Below are 25,167 nucleotides of genomic sequence, written 5' to 3' on the forward strand. Positions count from 1 at the left end.
CCACTCCTGGCATGAACCGGGAGGCACCGCTCGTCCTCGGCATTGAAACCTCCTGCGACGAAACCGGCATCGGAATCGTTCGTGGCCGCGAGCTTCTGAGCAACACCATCGCTTCCTCGATGGAGGAGCACGCCCGCTACGGCGGTGTCGTGCCGGAGGTCGCGGCGCGCGCCCACCTGGAGGAGCTCGTACCAGCCCTGACCGCAGCGGTCGCAGAAGCGGGAATCTCGCTCGACGACCTTGACGCGATCGCCGTGACATCCGGTCCAGGTCTTTCCGGCGCGCTCATGGTCGGTGTCGGTGCGGCGAAGGCGCTCGCCGTGGCACTCGACAAGCCGATCTACGCGGTGAACCACCTCGTCGGTCACGTCGGCGCCGACATCCTCGACGGATCCGGCACCCCATTCGAATACCCTACGATCGCCCTGCTGGTTTCCGGCGGGCACACCTCGCTGCTCCTCGTCCGTGACCTCGTCAGCGACGTCGAACTTCTCGGCGAGACGATCGACGACGCCGCGGGGGAGGCTTTCGACAAAGTCGCGCGACTTCTCGGCCTGCCATACCCTGGTGGCCCGGAGATCGACAGGCTCGCCGCGCTCGGCGACCCGGCAGCAATTCGCTTCCCGCGCGGGCTGACCCTGCCCAAGGACATGGCGAAGCACCGCTACGATTTCTCGTTCTCCGGCCTCAAGACGTCTGTCGCCCGTTGGGTGGAGAAGCAGCAGGACCTCGGCAACGAGGTGCCCGTCGCGGATGTCGCTGCCAGCTTCCGTGAAGCGGTTGCGGATGTGCTCCTCACCAAGGCCATCGCAGCCTGTGCGGACCACCAGGTTCCGCGGCTGCTCCTCGGTGGCGGTGTCGTCGCGAATGCGCGGGTCAGGGAACTGGCGACCGAACGCGCGGCGGCCGCCGGAGTTGCCCTGAGGATCCCGCCGTTGTCCCTGTGCACAGATAACGGTGCCATGATCGCCGAGCTCGGCGCGCAGCTGATCATGGCCGGCCATGGCCCGTCGACCCTCGACTTCTCGGCCGATTCGACTCTGCCGGTCACCGAGATCCAGGTTTCCTGACTCTGGGACCCTTGCCACGCCAAAAAAGGTCGAATTCGCCCGTGCATGGCCGAAAACGGCTGGATATTTCGACGCGGGGCAGCCGCTTCTGGCGCAGCAGCGGTGCAGCAGTTGTGTGAGGGCTGGTTGCGTGACGCATCGCGGTAGGGTGTGATTCTGGATGCCGGCGCTTACCTCGCGGGTGCCAACCGACCTCGTGCTTCGGCGACAGGAGAGAACTTTGTCAGACCCCCAGCCTCCCGAAGATCTTCCTGCGCGACCGCCCCTTCCTCCCCAGCCGGTACCGGCCGCTGAGCGGGAACCAGTCTCTGAGAACGTGGCTGGCTCAGCCTCGGCGACCGAACCTTCTGAGCCGGCATACCCGAACCGATCCCCGGCCGCTGGCTTCACCGTGTTGCCTACAGCTGCACTGGGGGGAGCATCCACACCGCCGCCGAACCCGTTCGGCCAGCCGTCGGGCCGGCATGCTCCGCCACCGGCTGCCCCGCTGAGGGACGCGAACGTTCCGCCGGAGCAGCCGTCCGGATTCGCGCCGCCCGGCTCACCGGGTTTTCGAGCGACTGGTGCGCCCGGGTACTACGCCGCCCCCGCTTACCAGACACCCGATTACCAGACACCCGATTACCAGGCTCCCGGTTACCCGCCACCCGGGTACCCGGAGAACTCCCAGCCAGACCCGGCCGCCGCGCCCGTCAAGCCGGCTGCGCGACTCGCCACCACTGGCCTTTTCCTCGGTGTGGTCGGTATGGTCGGCGGGATCTTCTTCGGCTGGACCCTGCTCCTGTCGATCGCCGCCATCGTATTGGGATTTCTCGCCAGATCGAGGCAGCCACAGGCCAGCGGTGTCGCCCTGAGCGCGATCATCACCGGCTTCGTTGGCGTGGTGCTCTCCCTCGGCTGGCTCACCTACAGCATCCTCACCTGGCTCGCCCTGACAGCGTCATAGCGAAAGGATCCGCCAGTGAACCCCGCCGTTCTCTTCACCGCAGCCACGACGAGCTACCTCGCGAACTGCGCCCTCGGTGCGGCGGTCGCCACCGGCACCCTTCACACGGGGCGCGCGCACTGGGTCCACCATGCGCTGTACATCTCGACGACGAGTCTCGCGGCGGCCGCGGCAACCTCGCTGTTCTGGAGCCGCAACCGCGCAGGGCTGCTGCTGCTTCCCGCCGCTGTACCCCTCGTGATGATCCCGGCGATCAGTTCGCACTCACGGCGGCACATCGTCACAGCGCTGGCCGCAGCACCGTTCTTCGTGGCGAGTCTCGTCAAAGCCTGGAGGTAAACGCATGGAATTTGTCGACGTCGTTCGCCGGCGGAAAACCACAAACGGTCCGTTCCTGCCTGACCCGGTCCGGGAGGAACACCAACGGCTCCTGATGGAACTCGCAGGGCGGGCGCCCTCCCAGCTCAACAGCCAGCCCTGGCGATTCGTGATCGTCGAAGACCGGTCGACGATCGAGCAGATCGCCACGATCAGCGGTGAGAGCATGACCGAGGCGATGTCGAACGGCACGTTCTTCGAGCGCTATAAACCGTACTTCCGGTTCAGCGCCGAGGAGATGGCCACGCGGAGGGACGGGATGCTCTTTGACCGGCTCCCAGCGGCTCTGCGGCCGTTCACGAGCCAGGTCTTCACCGCACGCGGGCAGAAACTGATGAACACTATGCGGGTTCCGCAGAAACTGGGCGAGGAGAACCGCCGCCTCGTCGCCGGCTCCCCGATGCTGCTCGGGGTGATGCTCGACCGGGCCGAGTACCGGCCGGGGGAGCTGTCATCGTTCTACTCGGTCTTCAGCATGGGTGCAGCCATGGAGAACGTCTGGCTCGCGACCGTGGAACTGGGCATGGGCATCCAGTTCGTGTCCTTCCCGATGGAAGTCCCTGGCAATTGGGCGAAGATCGAGAGCCTCCTGCAGGTGCCGGACGAACTGGAGCTCATGGCGGTGTACCGGCTCGGCTACCTGCCAGAGGAGCAACGCCGGCCGGCCATCGACTGGTCGAGCCACGAGCGGAAGCTGCCGTCGCAGTATGTCTTCCGCGGGACATGCGCAACGCCCCAGGCCGGATGGGATGAACCCGCCGAAGCGGGCGAGAAGGCCTGAGGCGTCGCGGGGGTCTAGCGTCCTGTGGCGTCTGGTTCACGGTCGACCGTGCCGCGCCAGGCGCCGGTTTCGAAACCGTTCGACTCGATCAGTTCCTTGAACTTCTTGAGGTCCCTGCCGATCTGGATGTCGTCGACCTGCAGGAGTGCGCCCGCCTTCTCGACGATGCCCTGAGGAGTCCAGTCGAGCTGAACGGAAATGCGGGTCTCTGCATCACTCAGGCGGTGGAATGTGACGACCCCGGCGTGGACTTCCCCGCCGGTGCTTTTCCACGCGATCCGCTCATCCGGGTGCTGCTCAGTGATCTCCGCATCGAACTCACGGGTGACCCCGGCGATCGAGACCTTCCAGTGCGTCAGGGTGTCCGTCCTCTGAACGACTTCGTCCACCCCGCTGAGGAACTGCGGGAACGACTCGAACTGGGTCCACTGGTTGTACGCAGTGGAAATGGGCACGGAGACGTCGATATCCGACTTGACAGTTGCCATGGGGCATCCTTCTCTCTTCTCGGTGAGTCTTCAGGACACCACGTCGGCCCTCTCGGTGTCGAGGGGTTGCGACTCGCCGTCCGCACGTGTCAAGCCAGGAGGATGCCGGTCAGAGGCGTTCGCAGAGCAGCGCGGCATGCTTCCCGGCCACCCGCGTCAGAATGAGGGTGGCGCTGTTCGTGCCCTTGAGGTTCATCCGGGTGCGGAAGGCGGCGGGGTCGATGTCTGCGCCACGTTTCTTCACTTCAAGCGTGCCGATCCCGCGCGCGCGCAGTTCCCGTTTGAGAGTGCGTTCATCGAGCGGGAAACGCTCGAGCACCCGGAACCCGCTCGCGAACGGGCTTGTCGCTGCCTCGTTCCCGGTGAGGTAGGCGATCCCGTCGCTGAGCATGCCCGCGCCAAGCGCCCTGGCGACGTCGCCGATGAGGCGGGCGCGGATGACGGCTCCGTCTGGTTCCCAGAGGAACTCGCCGAGCGGCGCGACGTCGACATCCTCACTGTCGGCCCCCGCGTGAAGTTCGTGGCTTCCGTCGCTGTCCAGGACGAGGGCGGACCGGCGGATGCCATCGCGGGCGAGCGCGCCGAACCACAGGCCGAGTTCCACAACGTGGGAGTCGACACTGACCCACTGCGCTTCGGCATCGTCCGGGAGAAGGGACCGGTCGAATCCCGGCCCGAGCTTCACTCCGGTCGGCCTGGAGGCGGCGGACGCGAAGACGAAGTCCAAAGACGGCGTGTAGTCAGAGGGCTGGGTCAGCCTGGCGGTATTCGAATGCCCGGCCGTGCGCCTCGCCGGGTCGAAATACAACGCGTCGAACCGGTCGAGGTTCACGTCCTCGGCGGAGGCATGCTCCACCCTGGCTGACTCGAACGGCGCGAGGTTGTAACTGGCCACGGTCGCCGTCACCTCGTCGACGTCGACAGCGGTCACCTCGAGATCAAGGGCGGCGAGTGCCATGGCGTCTCCGCCGATACCGCAGCCCAGATCGGCGACGCGCGTCAAACCGGCTGCGCCGAACCGCCCCGAGTGCATGGCGGCGACCCTGAGCCGTGTGGCCTGCTCGAGTCCGGCTTCGGTGAACAGCATCCGTGAAGCGAAAGTGCCGAACTTCGACTGCGCCTTGATCCGCAACCTGGCCTGGGTCAGCACTGTGGCCACGAGGGTGGGGGAGTGGCCGGCCGCGCGCAACCGCGTCACGGTAGCGACCACGTCCCCACCGGCATCCGCTCCTGCCACCTCGTCGAGCAGGGTCAGGCCCTCCGGCGTCAGCAATTCGACAAGCTCGGCTCTTTCCATCCCGCAAACCTACCAACCGCAACGGAGGAATTCCGGCGGTCGTTGGCACTCACGTTGCGAGAGTGCCAACGGATCCCTAGACTGGCGTTAGCACTCTCGATGTGAGGGTGCTAACTCATAGCTTTAGTTTCAGAAAGAGGTCAACCGTGTCGGTCTCCATCAAGCCGCTCGAGGATCGCATCGTCATCAAGCAGGTCGATGCCGAGCAGACAACTGCTTCCGGTCTTGTTATCCCTGACACCGCCAAGGAGAAGCCCCAGGAGGGCGTCGTCGAAGCCGTCGGTCCCGGCCGCGTCGACGACAACGGCAACCGCGTTCCGCTCGATGTCGCCGTCGGCGACAAGGTCATCTACTCCAAGTACGGCGGAACCGAAGTGAAGTTCGACGGCCAGGACTACCTGGTCCTCTCGGCCCGCGACGTGCTCGCCGTGGTGGTTCGCTAACACGCATCGCACTCGGACGAATCCCGGATGGCGGAAGCCATCCGGGATTCGTCGGTTAAGCGGCGGAATCGGGATCGGGCGCGAGTAGCATCGAGGGATGCCCTCCGCGTCCGATCCCGCCGATATCGACGTCGTCGCCGGCGGAACGGTCGCCAGCCCGGCCGGCGGGCCCCAGGACCGGCTGAACCGCTCAGGCCTCGCCTCCGCGGTGACCGCCTACGTCCTCTGGGGTACGCTGCCGCTCTACTTCCTTCTGCTCGCGCCGACAGGGCCGTTCGAGCTCGTCGCCGTCCGGGTGATCTTCTCCCTCATCTTTTGCGCACTGCTGCTTGGCGTGACGAGGACCTGGAAACCGTTCGCGAAACTGCTCGTCACGCCGAGAATCAGCCTCACGATGGCGCTCGCCGGAGCACTCATCTTCGTCAACTGGCAGACCTACGTCTACGGCGTCCTCAGCGGCCAGGTGGTCGAGGCCTCGCTGGGCTATTTCATCAACCCGATCGTCACGGTGTTCCTCGGGGTGTTCGTTCTCCGCGAACGTTTACGGCTCATCCAGTGGATCTCCGTCGGAATCAGCATTCTCGCCGTGCTCGTCCTGGCGGTCGGCGACAGCGGGGTCCCATGGATCGCCCTGACCCTCGCCTTTTCGTTCGGCCTGTACGGCTACATCAAGAAACGCGTCGGACCGAGGGTGGATGCCATCGCCGGCCTCACACTGGAGACCACCTGGCTGCTTCCTGTCGCGGTTGTCCAGCTTCTCGTCGTCGGGGTGAGCAGCGGGCTGACGATCGGGACGGTGAGCCCGGCGCACACGGCCCTTCTCGCCGGCACCGGCGTCATCACCGCCGTTCCGCTCCTCTTCTTCGCCGCCGCCGCGCGTCGGCTGCCGCTCGTCTGGATGGGATTCATCCAGTTCTTCGCCCCGGTGATCCAGTTCCTGGTTGGAGTGCTCGTCCTCCATGAGGAGATGCCCCTCGAACGGTGGATCGGCTTCGGGCTGGTCTGGATCGCGCTCATCGTCCTCACCGTCGACATGGCGGTCGGTGCGCGCCGATCGGTGCTCCAGCGCAACAAAACGTCCGAAACACGCCTCTGACCGCGTGAAAGCGGCACGAACTGTAACGATTGCGCCCGCCGTTACATGGATGTAACGACTTTGTATTGTTCCCTGACGATTGCTCGAATAGGTTGGCACAACGACAGCACCTCAGCGCTGTCGATTGGACACGACAGCAAGGAGCAACATGGGCGTTTTCACCCGGGCTACGGCCTCCCGCTCACGCACCCGCACAGCCACGTTGAGTGGGCTTGCCTTCCTGGGAGCCGGCGCGCTGGTTCTCACCGGATGCTCAAGCCCCGGCGGTGGCGATGGCGGCAACAATGAGAAGCCGGCAGGCGACCTGACCCTGAAGGTGGGAACGCTCCTGCCGCAGACCGGACAGCTGGCATTCCTCGGCCCGCCCGAAGAAGCAGCTGTCGGACTTGCGGTCAAGGAGATCAACGACGCCGACCTTGGCATCACCGTGGATGTCACCTACGGCGACTCCGGCGACCCCGACAACAAGGCGTTCGCGACAACCGTCCCGAACCTTCTGGGTGAAGGCGTCTCCGCCATCATCGGCGCCGCATCCAGCGGTGTGACGAAGCTCGTCATCGACGAGGTCACCGGGGCAGGCGTCATCCAGTTCTCTCCGGCGAACACCTCGGCCGATTTCACCACATGGGACGACAACGGACTGTTCTGGCGAACGGCACCCAGCGACGTGCTCCAGGGTGAGGTTCTCGGCAACCTGATCGCTGAGGACGGCAACGAGACCCTCGGCATCCTGTACCTCAACGACTCCTACGGAACCGGGCTTGCCGGCTTCGTCAAGGAGAACTTCGAGAACGCCGGCGGCGAGGTCGTCGAGGAAGTGTCATACAACGCTGGTGACACGACGTTCGACGCGCAGGTCAGCTCCTTGAAGGCTGCGAACCCGGATGCGATCGCCCTGATCGCGTTCGAGGAGACCAAGACCATCGTTCCTGCGCTGTCCGGCTACCCCGTCGACAAGCTGTACTTCGTCGACGGAAACCTGTCGGACTACTCCGACACCTTCCCGCCTGGCACCCTGACCGGCGCCAAGGGCACCCTGCCCGGGCTCGACACCGATGAACTCGGCGACTTCACCGATCGGCTGCAGGAGTTCTGGAAGGACGAGGGCAACGATGAACTGAAGGACTACAGCTACGCGGCTGAGTCATACGACGCTGTCGTGCTCCTCGCACTGGCAGCCCTCCAGGCCGGAGCCACCGAAGGCAAGGACATCGCCGCAGAGCTACAGAGTGTCTCCGGCGGTGTGAAGGATGAGAAGGGTGAGACGTGCACGAACTTCAAGGACTGCGCGACACTCATCAACGACGGCGAAGCCGTGAACTACGACGGGTACTCCGGACCGATCACCTTCGATGAGAACGGTGACCCGACCGAGGCGACCATCGGTATCCACCAGTACAAGGAAGACAACACCTACGAGCGCATCAACTAGAAGGCCGGGATAACCGGAACGGTGGCCGCGGGGAAACCCGCGGCCACCGTTTGGCTGGACAGCGCATCACTGCACGAAAAAGCCCCGCAGACGCCGTCTGCGGGGCTTTCTCACGCAGGCCCGGTCACTCCTCGTTGTCCTGCCCCAGCGTGCCGAGGTAGAGGCCGATCACCTTCTCATCGTTGAGCAGTTCGCGGCCTGTGCCGGTGTAGGCATCCGTTCCCTGGTCGAGGACGTAGCCGCGGTCGCAGATCTGGAGGCACCGCCGTGCGTTCTGTTCGACCATGATCGTCGTCACGCCGGCCTTGTTGATGTCAGAGACCCGGATGAACGCGTCGTCCTGACGCACGGGGGAGAGCCCGGCGCTCGGCTCGTCGAGAAGCAGGACATGCGGATCCATCATCAGCGCGCGCGACATGGCGACCATCTGGCGTTCTCCGCCAGACAGTGATCCCGCGCGCTGCTTGAGCCGTTTGCCCAGTTCGGCGAAGATGCCGGTGACGAATTCGAGCCGTTCCGAGTAGATTTTCGGGTTCTGGAACAACCCCATCTGCAGGTTCTCTTCGATCGTCAGGCTCGGGAAGACGTTGTTCGTCTGCGGCACGAAGCCGACGCCACGCGCGACGAGCTTGTCCGCTTTGAGCCCGGTGATGTCCTCACCGTTCAGGCGGATTTCGCCTCCCCGCACCCGAACCTGGCCGAAGATCGCCTTGAGCAGTGTCGACTTGCCTGCACCGTTCGGGCCGATGATCCCGATCAGCTCGCCTTTGGCGGCGACCAGGTTGGCCGAGTTGAGGATGTTGACGCCAGGAAGATACCCGGCCGTGAGGTTCTTGACCTCGACGACGGTCTCGGGCGCGAGCGTGGCGCTGGTCACTTGGTGTCCTCCTCTTGGGTGTCCGTGTTGGTGTCTGCGATGTACGCCGACGAATCGGTCAGGCCCACCTCGGCCTCGATATCCGCGAGAAGGTCTTCGACCCCTGCCGTGTTCTCGCCGGAGACGCGACCGGTGACGACCCCGAGATCGACGTCCTGGTGGCTGCCGAGATAGGCGTCGATGACAGCAGCGTCCTGCATGACGCTTTCTGGGTCGCCCTCGGCGACGATCCGGCCTTCGGCCATCACGATGACCCAGTCGGCGATATGCCGAACCATGTGCATGTCGTGCTCGACGAAGAGCACGCTCATGCCCTCCTTCTTGAGGTTCAGGATGTGATCAAGCAGTGACTGGGTCAGAGCCGGGTTCACGCCAGCCATCGGCTCGTCGAGCATGACGAGCTTCGGCGAACTCATGAGCGCCCTCGCCATCTCCAGAAGCTTTCGCTGGCCGCCGGAAAGGCTCGCAGCGAAGTCATCCTTCTTCGTGTCGAGCTTGAACCGCGCGAGGATCTCCATGGCGCGTTCCTCGATCTCCCCTTCCTGCTTTCGCCAGAGCGGTTTGATCAGGCTGGCGAACATGTTCTCGCCGGTCTGCTTCTGCGCCCCGAGTTTCATGTTCTCGAGCACGGTCAGCAGGCCGAGTGCCTTGGTCAGCTGGAAGGTACGAACCTGGCCCATCCGAGCCACCTTGAACGCGGGGACGCCGTTGAGGCGCGTGCCGTCGAAGGTCCACGTTCCCGTGTCCGGTTTGTCGAAACCGGTCAGCAGGTTGAACAGGGTCGTCTTGCCTGCGCCGTTCGGCCCGATGAGCGCGGTGATCGCGCCCCTCGGGATTTCGACGTGCTCAACGTCGACGGCTTTGAGCCCGCCGAAGGTCCGCGTCACGTTGTCGGCGATGATGATCGGGTCGACCTTGGCAACGCCGGGAACAGCCTCGCCGATGTGCAGCCCTGTGGTCTTGACGGGGGAGTGCGCTCCGCTATTGCTTGACAAAGGTCAGCTCCTTCTTGTTGCCGAGGATGCCCTGAGGTCGGAATATGACGATCAGCATGAGGGCGAGTCCCACGAGGATGAAGCGGAGGGTAGCGGCCTGCGTCGTCGACATGAATGGCAGCAGCCCGCTCGATGCCATCGCCGGAAGCACGTTCGACAAAAATCCCATGATCACCCAGAAGATGACAGCGCCGAGCAGCGGGCCGAAGACCGTTGCAGCGCCACCGAGCAGCAGGATCGTCCAGATGAAGAACGTCAGGCTGGTCACGTAGACGCTTGGCACGACCGCGGACGGCAGGGCGAACACCACCCCGCCGAGGGCGCCGAACACACCGCCGACGATGAGCGCCTGCATCTTGTAGGCGAACACGTTCTTGCCGAGCGCGCGCACGGCATCCTCGTCTTCACGGATGCCCTTCAGGACCCGGCCCCACGGGCTGCGCATGAGCAGCCACACCAGAAGCGCGGCGACGATGAGCAGGCCGATGCCGAAGATCCGGACCCACCAGCCGTTCGCGTTGTATTCCCAGGGGCCGAAACCGTATGTTCCCTCGGGGAACGGGTTCGCGGCGCGGAAACCCTCGTGGTAGTTGCCGAGACCGTCTGCAGAGTTCGTCACCTCGTCGAACACCTGCGTCGTGAACAAGAGCCGCACGATCTCAGCAGCCGCGATGGTGACGATGGCGAGGTAATCCGCCCGGAGTCTCAGCGTCGGAATACCGAGGATGAAGGCGAAGACGACGGATGCCAGCATGCCCACGATGATCCCGGCCCACCACGGCAGACCGAAGGTGAGGATGGAGATGGCATACCCATAGGCGCCGAGCGCCATGAAGCCGGCCATACCGAAGTTCAACAGCCCACCGTAGCCGAAGTGGACGGCGAGTCCGAGGGCGGCCAGTGCGTAGGCGATGGTCTCCGGGCTGATCAGCCAGGAGGCGGTGTTCGACAGAATAGCTTCCCAGTCCATGGCGTCCTCCTAACCGATTCTCTCTTTGCGGCCCAGAAGGCCCTGTGGTTTGACGAGCAGGACGGCGATGAGCACGACGAGCGCCCCCACGTATTTGATGTCGGACGGGATCCACAGGGTCGAGAGTTCGACGAGGAGCCCGACGATGATGGAACCCAGCAGCGCACCGAACGCCGTGCCGAGGCCACCGAGCACGATGGCGCCGAAGACGAGCAGCAGGATCTGGGTTCCCATGTCCCATTTGATGCCCGGGCGGAAGTACGCCCAGAGGATGCCCGCGAGGCCGGCGAGCGCGCCGGCCAGGATCCAGACGATGCGCACCACCCGGTCCACGTCGATTCCGCTGGCCGCCGCGAGCGATGGGTTGTCTGAGATCGCCCGGGTCGCCTTGCCGGTGCGGGTCTTGACGAGCCACCAGGCGACCCCGAGCAGGACGACGGCGGATGTCGCCATGCTGATCATGTCTGTGATCGAGAGTGTGACCGAGCCGAACAGCTTGATCCCGGCCTCGCCGGCGCCGGGCAACTGGTAGGTGCCTCCGCCGATGAAGTAGAGGAACAGGTACCGGATGAGGAGGGAGAGGCCGATGGAGACGATCATCACCTGGACGATGCCGATGCCCCTGCGTCGCAGAGGTCTCCACAGCCCGGTATCCAGTACGTAGCCGAACACCCCGCTCATCACCACGGCGACGGGCAATGCCGCCCAGAGCGGGACCTCGAGGTTCACGAACAGCAGCGCCATCACCGCGCCGAAGGTCACCATCTCACCGTGTGCGAAGTTGGAGAGCCCTGTTGTTCCGAAGACGAGGGAGGCGCCGACAGCGGCCAGTGCGAGCAGGAGCCCAAAGTTCAGCCCGTTGACCGTGCGCTCAACCAGCTGGTCGAAAAAGCTTGTCGTCACCCGCACACCCTCACCGAGGAAGTAGTTGACGATCTTCGAGTTCGTCAGCGCGATCTCTGACTCGACCGAAGCGGACCCCTCAGCGACGATGACGCCCTTGGGAAGAGTCTCCTCGTCGAGAGTCACGGTGTATGTGCCCTTCTCAGGCACGCCGATCTTCCACTTTCCTTCGGCATCCGTTTCGACTTCGGCGTTGTAGCCGTTGCCCTCGACGCTGATGGTCACGTCCTCGAGAGGTTTGCTCTCATATTTGACGTTCCCGGCGAAGTAGAAGTCGTACTCGGTGCCGACCTCATCGGCCTGAGCGGGTGCCGCTGACGTTGACTGCAGTATCAGCGCTCCGAACAAAAGAGCGAGGAACAGCAGGATCGTGCGCGTGCGGCGCGGGGCTCGGACGAAATGAGGGGAACTCACTGCACCTCCAGTGCGGGACCGCCAGGCCCCTCGGGCAGGGACCACCAGGTCTCTACGCAACTTTTCGCCAAACGGCTCTGTTTGACGATACGACCCGATTATGACCTAGATGTTTCGAACGTGGGTATTCCTCACCTCAAAGTGCACAGGTCCCGGGCATAATCGTTACCTTTCTGCGGTTAGCATTAACTACCGGTCCCCGTGCTCAGTGTTTTCTAGGCATTCGCCCCATGACGCCGGTACTCCACCGTGAAGGGAAGCAATGGAAACCTCAGACCCGTTCGGCTTTGTCGGACTGACCTATGACGACGTCCTGCTGTTGCCCGGCCACACCGACGTCATCCCGAGCGAGGCTGAGACCTTCTCGCGACTGACCAAACGCATCACGGTCGCGACACCGTTGCTGTCCAGCGCCATGGACACCGTCACCGAATCGCGCATGGCCATAGCCATGGCCCGCCAGGGCGGGCTCGGCGTGCTGCACAGGAACCTGTCCATCGGCGAGCAGGCCGAACACGTCGACCTCGTCAAGCGCAGCGAGTCCGGGATGATCACGAATCCGGTGACCACGACGGCGGATGCCACGGTGGCCGAAGTCGACGCGCTCTGCGGGACGTTCCGCGTCTCAGGCCTCCCCGTGATCGACGGCGAGGGCATCCTCGTCGGCATCATCACCAACCGCGACATGCGCTTCGTCGCCCCGTTCGAGAAGGCGACGACGGCCGTCCGCGACGTCATGACGCGGATGCCCCTCATCACCGCGCCGGTCGGTATCGACCCGGACGACGCGATCGCGATCCTCGCCCAGCACCGGATCGAGAAACTTCCTCTCGTCGACCCGGCAGGCAAGCTCAAGGGTCTCATCACGGTCAAGGACTTCGATAAGAGCGAGAAGTACCCGAACGCCACCAAGGACGACGAAGGCCGCCTCCGTGTCGGCGCAGCCATCGGCTTCTTCGGCGACGCCTGGCAGCGTGCAGGTGCGCTGGTCGACGCCGGTGTGGACGTTCTCGTCGTCGACACCGCGAACGGCGACTCGGCTGGTGTGCTCGACATCCTCCGCAAGATCAAGGCTGACAAGGCGTTCGCCGGTGTCGACGTGATCGGCGGCAACGTCGCAACCCGTTCCGGTGCGAAGGCGCTCGCCGAAGCCGGTGCTGACGCCGTCAAGGTGGGAGTCGGCCCCGGCTCCATCTGCACCACGCGCGTCGTCGCGGGAGTCGGCGTGCCCCAGATCACCGCGGTCTACGAGGCCTCGCTCGCAGCGCGCGAATACGGGGTGCCGGTCATCGCCGACGGTGGACTGCAGTACTCAGGAGACATCGCAAAGGCGCTCGTCGCCGGCGCGGACACGGTCATGCTCGGCTCGCTCCTCGCCGGTTGCGATGAGAGCCCGGGGGAGCTCGTCTTCGTCAACGGCAAGCAGTTCAAGACGTACCGTGGCATGGGGTCGCTCGGCGCCCTGCAGACCCGTGGTGAGAAGACCTCGTACTCGAAGGACCGGTACTTCCAGAACGACGTCCCCAGCGACGACAAGCTCATCCCCGAGGGTATCGAAGGTCAGGTCCCCTACCGTGGGCCGCTCTCAGCCGTCGCGTACCAGCTCATCGGTGGCCTCCGCCAGTCGATGTTCTACGTCGGAGCACGCACCATCGACGAGCTCAAGTCCAAGGGCAAGTTCGTTCGGATCACCCCGGCCGGGCTCAAGGAGTCACACCCGCACGACGTGCAGATCGTCGTCGAGGCGCCGAACTACCGCCGCTGAGGCACGGCGCGCTCACCTTTTCACCCGTTCCGGTCGAACTCATGCGCTACGCCGCGTGAGTTCGACCGGAACGGGTGGGTGTGTTCGTGGATGATGAAGGGTTGCGGTGCGGGGATGGTCGGCGGCCGCAGTCTTGTTTCCGAGATTGCCTGGGTTGGGGCTGCCGCCTTTCGCGGAGCTTCGCTCAGCGCCTTTGGCACGGCTGCGCCTTGCGGGTATTTTCTTCGCTGAAGACCCTCGGCAGGCCCCTCCACGCTCAAACGGTAGGCTGGTCTGGTGAGTATGGAAACTGAGATCGGTGCGTCCAAGCGCGCACGCCGCGCGTACGCTTTCGACGACATCGCCATTGTGCCATCCCGTCGAACCCGTGACCCCGAAGACGTCTCGGTCAGCTGGGGCATCGACGCCTACCAATTCGACATCCCCTTCCTCGCCGCTCCGATGGACTCCGTCGTCTCGCCGACGACCGCCATCATGATGGGCAAACTCGGTGCGCTCGGCGTTCTGGACCTCGAGGGCCTGTGGACACGGTACGAAGACCCCGAGCCCCTGCTCGCAGAAATTCGCAGCCTGCCGGACGCGAAAGCGACGGCACGGATGCAGGAGATCTACTCCGAGCCGATCAAACCAGAGCTGGTCACAGCGCGCCTCGCCGAGATCCGTGCGGCAGGCGTCACCGTCGCCGGCGCGCTCTCCCCGCAGCGCACCCAGGAACTCTATGAAACAGTCGTCGCGGCAGGCGTCGATCTGTTCGTCATCCGTGGAACAACGGTTTCGGCCGAGCACGTCTCGAAGAACCAGGAACCGCTGAACCTCAAGGAGTTCATCTACGAACTCGACGTTCCTGTCATCGTCGGTGGCGCAGCCACCTACACGGCGGCCCTTCACCTCATGCGCACAGGCGCCGCCGGCGTTCTCGTCGGCTTCGGCGGGGGAGCTGCGTCGACCACCCGCGCAACCCTCGGCATCCACGCGCCGATGGCTACGGCGGTCGCTGACATCGCCGGTGCGCGCCGTGACTACATGGACGAGTCAGGTGGGCGCTACGTGCACGTCATCGCAGACGGCGGGCTGGGCACAGCCGGTGACATCGTCAAGGCGATCGCCTGCGGTGCCGACGCCGTCATGCTCGGCACGACGCTTGCCCGTGCGACGGACGCCCCCGGTGGCGGCTACCACTGGGGCACAGAGGCGTACCACTCCCAGCTGCCCCGCGGCCGCCGGGTTGAGGTCGGTCAGATCGGATCACTCGAAGAGGTCCTCTACGGCCCAGCGACCGTCGCCGACGGCAAAGCCAACCTCGTCGGCGCGCTCCGCCGTTCGATGGCGACAACGGGCTACTCGGACATCAAGGAGTTCCAGCGGGTCGAGGTCGTCCTCGCTCCGTACCGCTCCCACTGACACCCGCGCCATCGCTGCTGGTCAGTCGAACATCCGGCGCACGACGTTCGTGTTCGCCAGGTCGAGGAGTTCTTCTCCACGCCCCGACAGGACGGCGCGGATCGTGTAGAGGGTGAATTCCCTTCGCCTGCTCCGCACTGATCGTCGGCGGGATGATCCGTCTTGCGATCGATCAGCGGCAGCAGGACCGCTGCCAGGTCACGGACTGTGCCGACCAGCCCGAGATCGAAAGCGGCGCGCCTGCCGAGTTGCTCACCGCGACATCGAACGGGTTGTCGTACTCGATGTGCTCCTTGCCGCGCAGCGCGTGCACAATCGGAGCTCCGATCGCGTCCGCAAGCGCCAGGACTCCCGCATCGGCGCCGGCGACTCCCGCGCAGGCAAGGACGGTGATCCGTTCGGCGGTGTTGAGCGGACGGGCCGCCTCTGCAGTCCTTCAGTGGACGGGAGCACCGAACTGGAGGTGGGGCGGATCGGCACCGTCCGCGCCTTGACCGCTCGGGACTCGAGGATGTCGCCGGGGATGACGACAACGGCCACCCCGCGACGTTCGATCGCCGTGCGCGTGGCCGATTCAAGGATCCGAGGCGTCTGTTCGGGAGTTCCGGCCATTTCGCAGTAGACACTGCATTCACCCAACAGCTCCTGTGGATGCGTCTCCTGGAAGTCGTTGCTCCCGATCTCGGCGCTGGGCGAGCACGGGCGCGCCGGAACGGTTGTGCACCTCGAGTCCATCGCGGTTCCCGCGAATGTCAGAGCGCCCGCCCCCGGCGCAAGGTAGTTGTGACAGGTGACCGGGTGCGTTAGCGTCGAAGAACATGCAGTGGCGTAGCCTGTCGGTGCCACCCCAAGCGGAATCCCGGAGTCGCGGCAGGTTCGGTTCCGGGTGGAGGCAAGAATGGCTAATCGCAACACCGTTTCTCGCTCGACGAAGCTCGGACTCGAAGAACGCAGCGCCGCGATCGAAGCGCTCAAGACCAAAGAGCTCGACGTGCTGGTCGTCGGTGGCGGAATCGTCGGCGCCGGGAGTGCCCTTGACTCCGTCACCCGCGGACTCTCCACGGGAATCCTCGAAGCGAGGGACTGGTCCAGTGGAACGTCGAGCCGGTCGTCGAAACTGGTGCACGGCGGCATCCGCTACCTGGAGCAACTGGACTTCCGGCTGGTCCGTGAGGCCCTCATCGAGCGGGGGCTCCTGCTTCAGCGCATCGCGCCGCACCTGGTCAAGCCGGTGAAGTTCCTCTACCCGCTCAACCGCCCCGTCTTCGAACGGCTCTACATCGGCGCAGGCATGCTGCTGTACGACCTGTTCAGCTACACCGGCGGCCGTTCACCTGGGGTGCCCCACCACAGGCACCTGACGAAACGCCAGGTGCAGAAGTCGATCCCATCGCTGCGGAACAACGCTTTCGTCGGCGGGCTCACCTACTATGACGCCCAGGTCGACGACGCCCGCTATGTGGCCTCGCTGGTGCGTACCGCATCCTCCTATGGCGCCCACGCGGCCAGTCGGGTGCGGGTGGAAGGCTTCCTCAAGGTCGGCCAGCGTGTCGTCGGCGTCAAGGCGCATGACCTCGAAACGGGGGAGCGCTTCGAGGTTCGCGCGCGGCAGGTCGTCAACGCCACTGGCGTCTGGACCGATGACACCCAGGCGATGGTCGGGGAACGCGGCCAGTTCAAGGTACGCGCGTCGAAAGGCATCCACCTGCTGGTGCCTCGCGACAGGTTCCAGTCGACGATGGGCCTGCTGCTGCGCACCGAGAAGAGCGTGCTGTTCGTCATCCCGTGGGGCAGGCACTGGATCATCGGCACAACAGACACCGACTGGAACCTTGACAAGGCGCACCCCGCTGCGACGGCGGCCGACATCGACTACCTCCTCGAGCACGTCAACAAGGTGCTTGCCGTCCCGCTCACCAGGGATGATGTCGAAGGCGTCTACGCCGGACTCCGCCCACTGCTCGCCGGCGAGTCAGACCAGACATCCAAGCTGTCCCGCGAACACCTCGTCGCCCACTCGGTTCCGGGGCTCGTCGTCATCGCCGGCGGCAAATGGACGACCTACCGGGTCATGGCGAAGGACGCCATCGACGCCGCAGCGGACGCTCTGGACGGAAGGGTCCCCAACTCGATCACCGAGAACATCGCGCTGATCGGCGCTGAGGGATATCAGGCCGCCTGGAACAAGCGAGGGAAGATCGCCCGCGCCTTCGGTGTGCACAAAGTCCGGATCGAGCACCTTCTGAACCGCTACGGCGTGCTCACGGATGAACTGCTCGACCTGATTCGAGAGCGTCCGGAGTTGAACGACGCGCTTCCGGGCGCCGACGACTACATCGGTGCCGAGGTTGTCTACGCGGCCTCCCACGAAGGGGCACTCCACCTCGAAGACGCGCTCGCTCGGCGCACCCGGATCTCGATCGAGGCCTGGGATCGCGGAGTCTCCGCCGCCCCGGTCGCCGCGCGCCTCATGGCCGGCGTCCTCGGCTGGGATGAGGAACGGACCCAGCATGAGATCGCGACCTACCTCAAGCGCGTCGCGGCCGAGCGTGCCTCTCAGGAGCAGCCTGACGACGAATCCGCCGACCGGATCCGTCTCGAAGCCCCCGACATCGTGGCTGTGAGGTGACCGTCGCCTCCCGGGCGTTACCGGCTGGGAGAGCAATCAGGCTCCGTTAGACTTGGCGTACTGCACCCAAGCTTTGAGGAGTCCGGCGATGGTCGATGTTCGGCGGGTCAAGCTCCCAGGAGTCGGCGTTCTGCATACGTTCGTGACCGACGACGGTGGCAAGGTGGGAGTCATCGCTCACCGTTCTGGGCACAGCGACCTGATCACCTTCGCCGACGATGAAGACGGTTCGGATGCCAGCAAGGTGTCACTCCGGCTCAGCGAAGACGAAGCACACACACTGGCCGAGCTCCTCGGCGGGACGCAGATCACCGAGTCGCTGACGGCGCTCGATGCGATCCCCGGTCTCTCGATCGACTGGTTCCGCGTCGACTACGAGGATCACATCGCCGGCCAGCCGCTGGGGGATCCCGCCGATCGCGGCATCGTCGGCCTCACCGTCGTCGCCGTTGTTCGTGGCGAGTCAGCCAACCCCGCACCGTCCAAAGACTTCCGTGTCTTCCCCGGCGACACCCTTGTCGTCGCCGGCAGCCCCGAGAAGGTCGCCAAAGCGTTCGCCTTCTTCCGCACCGGGGAGTCGCGCCTCGCCGGCGCGACTGAAGCTCCGCCGGGAAGCTAAGCGATGTTCGCCGCCGCTGCAGCCGAAGGCTCGACGCTGGGAACGGACCTCATCGTTCTCGGAACCCTGCTTGTCGTCGCTTATATCTTCGGCCGACTCGGCAAACTCATCGGGCTTCCGGCGATCCCGATCTACATGATCGTCGGGTTTCTCGCGAGCCCGAACAACGGCTGGTTTCCCCTCAACTTCGAGAGCGCGTACATCGAACTGATCGCCGTCTTCGGTCTGATCCTGCTCCTGTTCAACCTCGGTCTCGAGTTCGACCAGGACGAGTTCTTCGGCAATGCGGGCAAGCTGCTCATCTCGGGCGGTTCCTACCTCGTGCTGCTCATGGGTGCCGGTCTGATTTTCGGATTCTTTCTCGGCTGGGGTACCAGGGAAGCACTCATCGTTGCGGGCATCATCGGGACCTCGTCCAGCGCGATCGTCACGAAACTGCTGATCGAACTCAACCGGCTGGCCAACCGGGAGACACCGATGATCCTCGGTGTCACGGTCGTGCAGGACATCTTCCTCGCCATCTACCTGGCGATCGTATCTGTTGTCCTCAGCGGCGAATCCGACCCCTGGCTGGTCGTCGGCAAACTCGCCATCGCGTTCACCTTCCTCGTGGTGATGTTCAGCGTCGCGCGCTGGGGCGGAGCCTATGTCAGCCGGCTCTTCCGCACCAAGGACGACGAGCTCTTCACCATCCTGTTCTTCGGGCTCGCGGTGCTGTTCGGTGGACTCGGCGAAGTCCTCGGGGTCAGCGACGCCATCGGTGCCTTCCTCATCGGGCTCGTTCTCGGCGCAACCCGGTACAGCGCGAAAATCGAACACGTCGCGGTTCCGCTCCGCGACGTCTTCGGAGCGTTCTTCTTCCTCAACTTCGGGCTGACCCTCGACCCCAGCCAGTTCCCTCAGGTCGTCTGGCCGGTCGTCTTCGCTGTTCTGCTCACGCTCGTCCTCAACGTCGTCGCCGGGCAGTTCATGGTCAGGCTCTATGGCTTCAGCACCCAGGCGGGTATCAACGCCGCAGCGATCCTGATGAACCGCGGAGAGTTCGCGCTCATCCTCGCCATCCTCGCGCTCACGGCGGGGCTCGACGAGCGCCTGCAGCCCTTCGCCGGACTGTATGTGCTGCTGATGAGTGTGATGGGACCCCTGCTCGCGTCGAATTCCGAACGGATCGGAGCCGCGCTGCTCCACACCAAGAAGGTGCCGGTCAAGCCGCGGGCCCGCAATCCGCTCCTCGAGGAGCAGATCGCGCTCGTCGAAGCGGCGACCTCCGACGAGGGCAGCACCGACACGGCCCGGGCCGTCGACCGGATCGTCGAACAGGCGGGCAGCCAGCCAGAACATGCAGCAGAGCGAACAACGAAGCGAGACGACGATTACTAGCAGCACCAGGACCCCGGACACGGGCGCCACCCCACAGATGACCCTTGCTCGCACGATGCTCCAGCCGCGATGGATCGCGATGCTCCTGCTCGCCCTCCTCGTCGCGGGCGCGTTCGCCTGGCTTGGGCAATGGCAACTCTCACGTGCCGTGATCTCGTCCGAGACCGTCGCGAAACCGACCGAATCCGTCGTCGACCTGCAAACGGTCGCGACGCCGGGCGAACCGCTCCGCGACGTGGTCGTCGGGCAGCTCGTCGATGTCCAAGGCACGTGGGTCGCAGGTGACTTCCTCGTCATCACCGAGCGGGTGAATCTCGGCGTCACCGGCTACTGGGTGGCAGGGCACCTCTCCACCGGGGACGACCGGGACGACCCAGCCGTCGCCGTCGCCCTCGGCTGGTCGGAAGACCGGAAAACAGTGGAAAGGGTCGCGGCGGAACTCAATGCCGACCCCGGCACATCCGTCGTCGAGGTCACCGGCCGTCTCAATGCCTCGCAGGGCCCGGAGGTCCCGGATGAGGGGGAGGACCCATTCGAGCTGAGCACGATGTCCGTCGCCGCCCTCGTCAACATCTGGCCGGACATGGCGGAGCGCCCGATCTACAACGGCTACATCGTGGCCGGGGACGCCCCGGATCCGTTGACGACGATCGACGCTCCCGCGGTGGAGGAGGAGACCACCGTCAACTGGCTCAACATCTTCTATGCCATCGAATGGGCCCTGTTCGCAGGCTTCGCCATCTTCCTCTGGTACCGCCTGGTGAAGGACTCCTGGGAACGCGAACACGAGGAGCGGGAGCTCGCGGGTTCCGGGCTCCGCATCGGAGCCGGGCGGGTAGAATAGACCCATGCCCCTCCAACCTCGAGAGAGAGATCTTCCGCGCATCCCCGCCGCGCTGACGTTCTACAAGGTCTCCTCCATCGTCACCGGTACGCTGCTGCTGCTCCTGTGCGCCGAGATGATCTTCAAGTACGCCTTCGGTCTCGAGCTGGAACTGGGCGGCGCGTACGGGTTCCTCGCCTTCGTGCCGAGTGACAGCCTCCAGGCGATCAACCTCTCGCTTGGCATCCTCATGATCCACGGCTGGGGCTACGTCGTGTACCTCTTCGCCGACTTCCGGATCTGGAGCCTCATGCGCTGGTCGTTCCCGAGGTTCCTTCTCATCGCCCTCGGCGGCATCATCCCCTTCCTTTCCTTCTTCCTCGAAGTGCGCGTCGTCCGTGAGGTGAAGGCGTACCTCGCCTCTCGCGCGGCAACCGCCGACCTCACCCCCGAATCAGTGGAGGCATCCCATTAGCGAGCAGGCCACCAGCGCGCGCCCCGTTCTCGTCGTCGACTTCGGCGCACAGTACGCCCAGCTCATTGCACGACGCGTGCGCGAGGCGGGGGTCTACTCCGAAATCGTCCCGCACTCGATCAGTGCCGCTGAGGTGGCCGAGAAGAACCCGGTCGGCATCGTGCTTTCCGGCGGGCCGTCGAGCGTGTACGAAGACGGCGCACCGGCGCTCGACTCCGCGATCTTCGACCTCGACGTCCCCACGCTCGGCATCTGTTACGGCTTCCAGGTCATGGCGCGGGCGCTCGGCGGCGAGGTGGCCAACACCGGCCTGCGCGAATACGGATCCACCGATGCCGCCCTGTCGACGGATGGCGGAGTCCTCCTCGGCGGGCAGCCAACCGACCAGACGGTGTGGATGAGCCACGGCGACTCGGTCGCCCAGGCGCCCGAGGGCTTCACCGTTCTCGCCTCGACGGCATCCACCCCCGTCGCCGCTTTCGGAAATGACGAACGCCGCCTCTACGGCGTGCAGTGGCACCCCGAAGTGAAGCACTCCGCGTACGGCCAGAACGTGCTCGAGAACTTCCTTCACAATGCCGCAGGGATCCCGTCGGACTGGAACCCAGGCAACGTCATCGCCGAGCAGGTCGACCGCATCCGCGCCCAGATCGGCACCGGCAAGGTCATCTGTGGTCTCTCCGGCGGTGTCGACTCCGCCGTCGCTGCCGCCCTCGTCCACGAAGCCGTCGGTGACCAGCTGGTCTGCGTCTTCGTCGACCACGGGCTCCTCCGCCAGGACGAGCGCCGCCAGGTCGAAGAGGACTACGTCGCCGCGACCGGTGTGCGCCTGATCACCGTCGACGCTCGCGAACAGTTCCTCAACGCGCTCGCCGGCGTGAGCGACCCTGAGACGAAGCGCAAGATCATCGGGCGCGAATTCATCCGCACCTTCGAGAAGGCACAAGCCGATCTCATCGCCGAGTCGCTCGAAGACGACGGCGACCCGATCGCGTTCCTCGTGCAGGGAACCCTGTACCCCGACGTCGTGGAATCCGGCGGTGGCACAGGCACCGCGAACATCAAGAGCCACCACAACGTCGGCGGTCTGCCTGACGACCTCACCTTCGAACTCGTCGAACCACTCCGCACGTTGTTCAAGGACGAAGTGCGCGCCATCGGCCGCGAACTCGGGCTGCCCGAGGTCATCGTCGGCCGCCAGCCGTTCCCCGGCCCAGGCCTCGGCATCCGCATCGTCGGTGAGGTCACCGCCGAGCGTCTGGAACTGCTTCGCAAAGCGGATGCCATCGCCCGCTTCGAGCTGTCGGCCGCCGGCCTCGACAGCGAAATCTGGCAGTGCCCGGTCGTGCTGCTCGCCGACGTCCGCTCGGTCGGCGTCCAGGGAGACGGACGCACCTACGGGCATCCGATCGTCCTCCGCCCGGTCAGCTCCGAAGACGCGATGACCGCGGACTGGACCCGGCTGCCGTACGACGTGCTCGCGAAGATCTCGAACCGGATCACCAACGAGGTGGAAGGCGTCAACCGGGTCGTACTGGACGTGACGTCCAAGCCGCCGGGGACGATCGAGTGGGAGTAAGGATTTGCAGCAAAAGGACCGGTTCAGCTGAGCCGGTCCTTTTGCGTTTGACGAGGGGGAGCCGGTTTGCTCTTCAGCTCAGGCGATGAGCGAGAACGCATCCGCCACCCGCTGCGCAGCGCACGTTATGAAGGAGATCGCACGGTTATCAGGACCGTTTCGCTGATTCTGTCCTGTTAAACGTTCGATCTCCTGATTATGGTTCGAGTAACCGACGCGGGGTAAGGAAAACGGCGGCTGGCTCGGACCACCGCTGCGTCACCGGAATCTCGCCACACCTTGCGGATCGCGGGACGGCACCGAAACCGAAAATAGGTGCCTGGCGCGTCGAATGGGGCTGCCGCACCCGCGCTCACGAATTCACCCGATCCGGACGGGTACACGCGGCGCACCGGGTGAGTGGGCCCGTAACGCGTGAAGAGGCATCCGCGTCGGGCGTGGCGGATCCGCCCCGGCCTCTCTAGCCTGCTGCCTTTCTTCTGCGCCTGGGCGGGGTGAGGCCGAGGGCGTATCTGTCAGAGCGCACGAGAATGACACCCGCGAGGATGCCGACGCCTCCGAGGAGCTGGAGGAGCCCGGGGAGCTCGGCAAGCAGCAGCCATGAGGCGAGTACGGCGAACACGACCTCCGAGAGTCCGACGAACGACGCCAGCCGCGTGCCCAGCCGGGCCGTCGCGACAATGCCTGTGACGTACGCCGCCGCTGTCGAGATCAGCGCCAGGGCGAGGATCGGTACCAGCCAGGAGAGTTGAACGCCGAGCATCGTCACATCGGATGTCGAGAACGTCATCGGGAGGAGACCGGTCGCACCGCACAGAGCGACCGTGACGGTTCCGACGACGAGGCCGCCCCCGGCGAGCACGAGCGGGGGAAGGTCATCGCTGACCCGGGTCCCGAGCACGAAGTACGTGGCCAGCGACACCGCCGCGAGCAGCGCCCACGCGACGCCGAGCGGATGCACCGTCTGCGCACCGGTGAGGTCGAGCACGCAGACCATGCCGAGGATCGCCACAACAGTGCCGAGAATCGTGAGTGCTCCCGGGCGACGCCGGGTGCGGGCCCAGACCAGGAGCACCAGCAGCACAGGCGCCAGATACTCGATGAGGAGCGCCACGCCGACCGACATGTAGGACACGGCGTTGAAGAACCCGACCTGGGCGCCGGTGATCGCCACGATCCCGTACAGGACGATGACCTTGCTGCTTCTGCGCAGGGTGCCCCATCGGCCGCGCATCGCAAGGAGGGTGGGAACGAGAAGGATCAACGCCGCTCCACCGACCCGGAGGAGGACGGCAGCTCCAGGTGACCAGCCCGAATCCATGAGCGACTTGGCGAACGGGCCGCTCAGGGCGAACATCAGCGCGGAGAGCAGGGCGACGGCGATCCCGGCCGCCTGAGCGCGCGAGGCAGGCCGGACGGCATCCGTCAGGATGGTTTGCGTTGTCATGGTGAACTCCGCCTCGGAGTGCTCTGTAAGGAGCAAAAAGGGTTATGATCATGACCGTAGACCCGAAGGGTGTCAGGAGTCAACATGCTTTTTGCACATGACACTGAAGTGTCGCTCGCCACCACCGCCGCGCTCATCAACACGCTCCCCGGTGCGTCCAACAGCGGTACAGACGAGCTCGTGACCCCGGAGCACCTCGCCGCGTTTCTCGACCGGTTCGAGTTCACCGGATCACGGACGGGGGATGCCCCGGAGCTGGCCGAGATGCGGGCGTTGCGACCCCGGCTCCGCAAGTTGTGGACCGGCGACGAGGGCGCTGTGGTGCAGCTGGTCAACGAGCTCCTTCGTGAGGCCGAGGCGTTGCCCCAGCTCGTGAGACACGACCACTGGAACTGGCACCTGCACGCAACGTCCGCGACCGCACCCGTCGCGCAGCGGGCGCAGGTCGAAGCGGCGATGGCTGTTATGGACCTCGTTCGTTCCGACGAGCTGTCGCGGCTGCACGAGTGCGCCGCCGAGGACTGCACTGCCGTCGTCGTCGATTTGTCGCGCAACCGTTCCCGCCGGTACTGCGACGTCGGCAACTGCGGCAACCGGGCCAATGTGGCCGCGTATCGGGCTCGAAGCGCAGCGTCGAGAAAGGCGGCAGCCTCAACTCAGGAAATCTCTGAGAGGTGACGGCGACCCAGCCAGCTCGCATCGTGGCCCCTTGTGAACCTTTCAGACCTCAGCGCTCAACGATGCTGCAGGGCTGCAGGGCGAAGAACTGAGCGAGGTCGGCAACCTAAGCCTCGTTGACGGTCGCGCCGGCAAAGCCCTCCACGCCGGCAATGCCCTCCAGGCGTGAACGGCGCGGAACTCCGGTACGAAGAACGTCGATGCGGGGCGGATGGGTTCGGGACTTCATGGGCGATCCTGTTTCCCTGAACAACGGAGAAAAGAAAACCCCCGCCGCACCG

General features: G+C 65.1%; 24 protein-coding genes. 16 read left to right on the forward strand and 8 right to left on the reverse strand.

From position 1 onward, the window contains the following. The first annotated feature begins 11 nt into the window (after nucleotides 1-11). From tsaD to JWP90_RS09005, 4 genes are all read left to right on the forward strand, one after another. Entirely contained in the window at nucleotides 12-1,070 is a 1,059-nt protein-coding gene (gene tsaD, locus JWP90_RS08990) for a tRNA (adenosine(37)-N6)-threonylcarbamoyltransferase complex transferase subunit TsaD (protein ID WP_297362826.1), read from the forward strand. Nucleotides 1,071-1,464: 394 nt separating this feature from the next. Next, entirely contained in the window at nucleotides 1,465-2,016 is a 552-nt protein-coding gene (locus JWP90_RS08995) for a hypothetical protein (protein ID WP_297362772.1), read from the forward strand. Nucleotides 2,017-2,031: 15 nt separating this feature from the next. After that, the gene (locus JWP90_RS09000; protein ID WP_297362776.1) at nucleotides 2,032-2,355 is read left to right on the forward strand and encodes a hypothetical protein; all 324 of its coding nucleotides are present in this window, start codon (nucleotides 2,032-2,034) and stop codon (nucleotides 2,353-2,355) included. Nucleotides 2,356-2,359: 4 nt separating this feature from the next. Continuing rightward, a complete protein-coding gene (locus JWP90_RS09005) occupies nucleotides 2,360-3,175 on the forward strand; it encodes a nitroreductase family protein (RefSeq protein ID WP_297362779.1) in 816 nt (271 codons plus the stop codon). A 14-nt stretch (nucleotides 3,176-3,189) separates the two neighbouring features. Here JWP90_RS09005 and JWP90_RS09010 read toward each other — a convergent pair whose 3' ends face one another. Further along, nucleotides 3,190-3,663, reverse strand: coding sequence for an SRPBCC family protein (locus JWP90_RS09010; protein ID WP_297362782.1), 474 nt, complete (start codon nucleotides 3,661-3,663; stop codon nucleotides 3,190-3,192). Between the two features lie 109 nt (nucleotides 3,664-3,772). Then, nucleotides 3,773-4,960, reverse strand: coding sequence for a class I SAM-dependent methyltransferase (locus JWP90_RS09015; protein ID WP_297362785.1), 1,188 nt, complete (start codon nucleotides 4,958-4,960; stop codon nucleotides 3,773-3,775). Between the two features lie 146 nt (nucleotides 4,961-5,106). Here JWP90_RS09015 and groES point away from each other — a divergent pair, with 146 nt between their 5' ends. From groES to JWP90_RS09030, 3 genes are all read left to right on the forward strand, one after another. Then, nucleotides 5,107-5,403, forward strand: coding sequence for a co-chaperone GroES (gene groES, locus JWP90_RS09020; RefSeq protein ID WP_297362788.1), 297 nt, complete (start codon nucleotides 5,107-5,109; stop codon nucleotides 5,401-5,403). Between the two features lie 97 nt (nucleotides 5,404-5,500). Continuing rightward, nucleotides 5,501-6,499: an EamA family transporter RarD gene (rarD, locus tag JWP90_RS09025; protein WP_297362791.1), complete on the forward strand. Its 999-nt coding sequence runs from the start codon at nucleotides 5,501-5,503 to the stop codon at nucleotides 6,497-6,499. Nucleotides 6,500-6,647: 148 nt separating this feature from the next. Next, nucleotides 6,648-7,931, forward strand: coding sequence for an ABC transporter substrate-binding protein (locus JWP90_RS09030; RefSeq protein WP_297362794.1), 1,284 nt, complete (start codon nucleotides 6,648-6,650; stop codon nucleotides 7,929-7,931). 124 nt (nucleotides 7,932-8,055) lie between these two features. Here JWP90_RS09030 and JWP90_RS09035 read toward each other — a convergent pair whose 3' ends face one another. The 4 genes from JWP90_RS09035 to JWP90_RS09050 are packed head-to-tail and all read right to left on the reverse strand — an operon-like array spanning nucleotide 8,056 to nucleotide 12,012. After that, nucleotides 8,056-8,808, reverse strand: coding sequence for an ABC transporter ATP-binding protein (locus JWP90_RS09035; protein ID WP_297362797.1), 753 nt, complete (start codon nucleotides 8,806-8,808; stop codon nucleotides 8,056-8,058). Continuing rightward, nucleotides 8,805-9,803 carry an ABC transporter ATP-binding protein gene (locus JWP90_RS09040; protein ID WP_297362798.1) on the reverse strand — a complete coding sequence of 333 codons (999 nt, stop codon included), beginning with the start codon at nucleotides 9,801-9,803 and terminating at the stop codon, nucleotides 8,805-8,807. Before JWP90_RS09040 ends, JWP90_RS09035 begins: the two co-directional genes overlap by 4 nt. Then, on the reverse strand, nucleotides 9,790-10,773 hold the full coding sequence (locus tag JWP90_RS09045) for a branched-chain amino acid ABC transporter permease (RefSeq protein WP_297362800.1): 984 nt from the start codon (nucleotides 10,771-10,773) through the stop codon (nucleotides 9,790-9,792). The genes JWP90_RS09040 and JWP90_RS09045 overlap by 14 nt, the downstream gene beginning before the upstream one ends. A 9-nt stretch (nucleotides 10,774-10,782) precedes the next feature. After that, nucleotides 10,783-12,012, reverse strand: a complete 1,230-nt coding sequence (locus tag JWP90_RS09050; RefSeq protein ID WP_297362829.1) for a branched-chain amino acid ABC transporter permease — start codon at nucleotides 12,010-12,012, stop codon at nucleotides 10,783-10,785. A gap of 340 nt (nucleotides 12,013-12,352) precedes the next feature. Between JWP90_RS09050 and guaB the strand changes: the two genes are divergently transcribed. Then, the gene (gene guaB / locus JWP90_RS09055) at nucleotides 12,353-13,855 is read left to right on the forward strand and encodes an IMP dehydrogenase (RefSeq protein WP_297362803.1); all 1,503 of its coding nucleotides are present in this window, start codon (nucleotides 12,353-12,355) and stop codon (nucleotides 13,853-13,855) included. Nucleotides 13,856-14,137: 282 nt separating this feature from the next. Next, on the forward strand, nucleotides 14,138-15,256 hold the full coding sequence (locus tag JWP90_RS09060) for a GuaB3 family IMP dehydrogenase-related protein (protein ID WP_297362832.1): 1,119 nt from the start codon (nucleotides 14,138-14,140) through the stop codon (nucleotides 15,254-15,256). A 172-nt stretch (nucleotides 15,257-15,428) separates the two neighbouring features. Here the strand turns inward: JWP90_RS09060 and JWP90_RS13195 are convergent, their stop codons facing one another. Then, the gene (locus JWP90_RS13195; RefSeq protein WP_367182702.1) at nucleotides 15,429-15,650 is read right to left on the reverse strand and encodes a hypothetical protein; all 222 of its coding nucleotides are present in this window, start codon (nucleotides 15,648-15,650) and stop codon (nucleotides 15,429-15,431) included. A 504-nt stretch (nucleotides 15,651-16,154) separates the two neighbouring features. Between JWP90_RS13195 and JWP90_RS09070 the strand changes: the two genes are divergently transcribed. The 6 genes from JWP90_RS09070 to guaA all read left to right on the forward strand — a co-directional run bounded on the left by JWP90_RS09070 (nucleotide 16,155) and on the right by guaA (nucleotide 22,761). After that, a complete protein-coding gene (locus JWP90_RS09070; RefSeq protein ID WP_297362806.1) occupies nucleotides 16,155-17,885 on the forward strand; it encodes a glycerol-3-phosphate dehydrogenase/oxidase in 1,731 nt (576 codons plus the stop codon). A gap of 88 nt (nucleotides 17,886-17,973) precedes the next feature. Beyond that, complete coding sequence (locus tag JWP90_RS09075) at nucleotides 17,974-18,504, forward strand: cation:proton antiporter regulatory subunit (protein ID WP_297362808.1); 531 nt, start codon at nucleotides 17,974-17,976, stop codon at nucleotides 18,502-18,504. Between the two features lie 3 nt (nucleotides 18,505-18,507). Beyond that, nucleotides 18,508-19,884, forward strand: a complete 1,377-nt coding sequence (locus JWP90_RS09080) for a cation:proton antiporter (protein ID WP_297362811.1) — start codon at nucleotides 18,508-18,510, stop codon at nucleotides 19,882-19,884. Between the two features lie 37 nt (nucleotides 19,885-19,921). Then, nucleotides 19,922-20,728: an SURF1 family cytochrome oxidase biogenesis protein gene (locus JWP90_RS09085; protein ID WP_297362814.1), complete on the forward strand. Its 807-nt coding sequence runs from the start codon at nucleotides 19,922-19,924 to the stop codon at nucleotides 20,726-20,728. A gap of 4 nt (nucleotides 20,729-20,732) precedes the next feature. Then, on the forward strand, nucleotides 20,733-21,182 hold the full coding sequence (locus JWP90_RS09090) for a DUF3817 domain-containing protein (protein WP_297362817.1): 450 nt from the start codon (nucleotides 20,733-20,735) through the stop codon (nucleotides 21,180-21,182). Beyond that, on the forward strand, nucleotides 21,178-22,761 hold the full coding sequence (guaA, locus tag JWP90_RS09095) for a glutamine-hydrolyzing GMP synthase (RefSeq protein WP_297362835.1): 1,584 nt from the start codon (nucleotides 21,178-21,180) through the stop codon (nucleotides 22,759-22,761). The genes JWP90_RS09090 and guaA overlap by 5 nt, the downstream gene beginning before the upstream one ends. 460 nt (nucleotides 22,762-23,221) lie before the next feature. Here guaA and JWP90_RS09100 read toward each other — a convergent pair whose 3' ends face one another. Next, nucleotides 23,222-24,208, reverse strand: a complete 987-nt coding sequence (locus JWP90_RS09100) for a DMT family transporter (RefSeq protein ID WP_297362820.1) — start codon at nucleotides 24,206-24,208, stop codon at nucleotides 23,222-23,224. 84 nt (nucleotides 24,209-24,292) lie between these two features. On the opposite strand from JWP90_RS09100, the gene JWP90_RS09105 reads away from it, so the two are divergent. Continuing rightward, entirely contained in the window at nucleotides 24,293-24,886 is a 594-nt protein-coding gene (locus JWP90_RS09105; RefSeq protein ID WP_297362823.1) for a CGNR zinc finger domain-containing protein, read from the forward strand. The last annotated feature ends 281 nt before the right edge of the window (nucleotides 24,887-25,167 follow it).

Source organism: Mycetocola sp., from assembly GCF_025464835.1.
Taxonomy (GTDB): Bacteria; Actinomycetota; Actinomycetes; order Actinomycetales; family Microbacteriaceae; genus Mycetocola_A.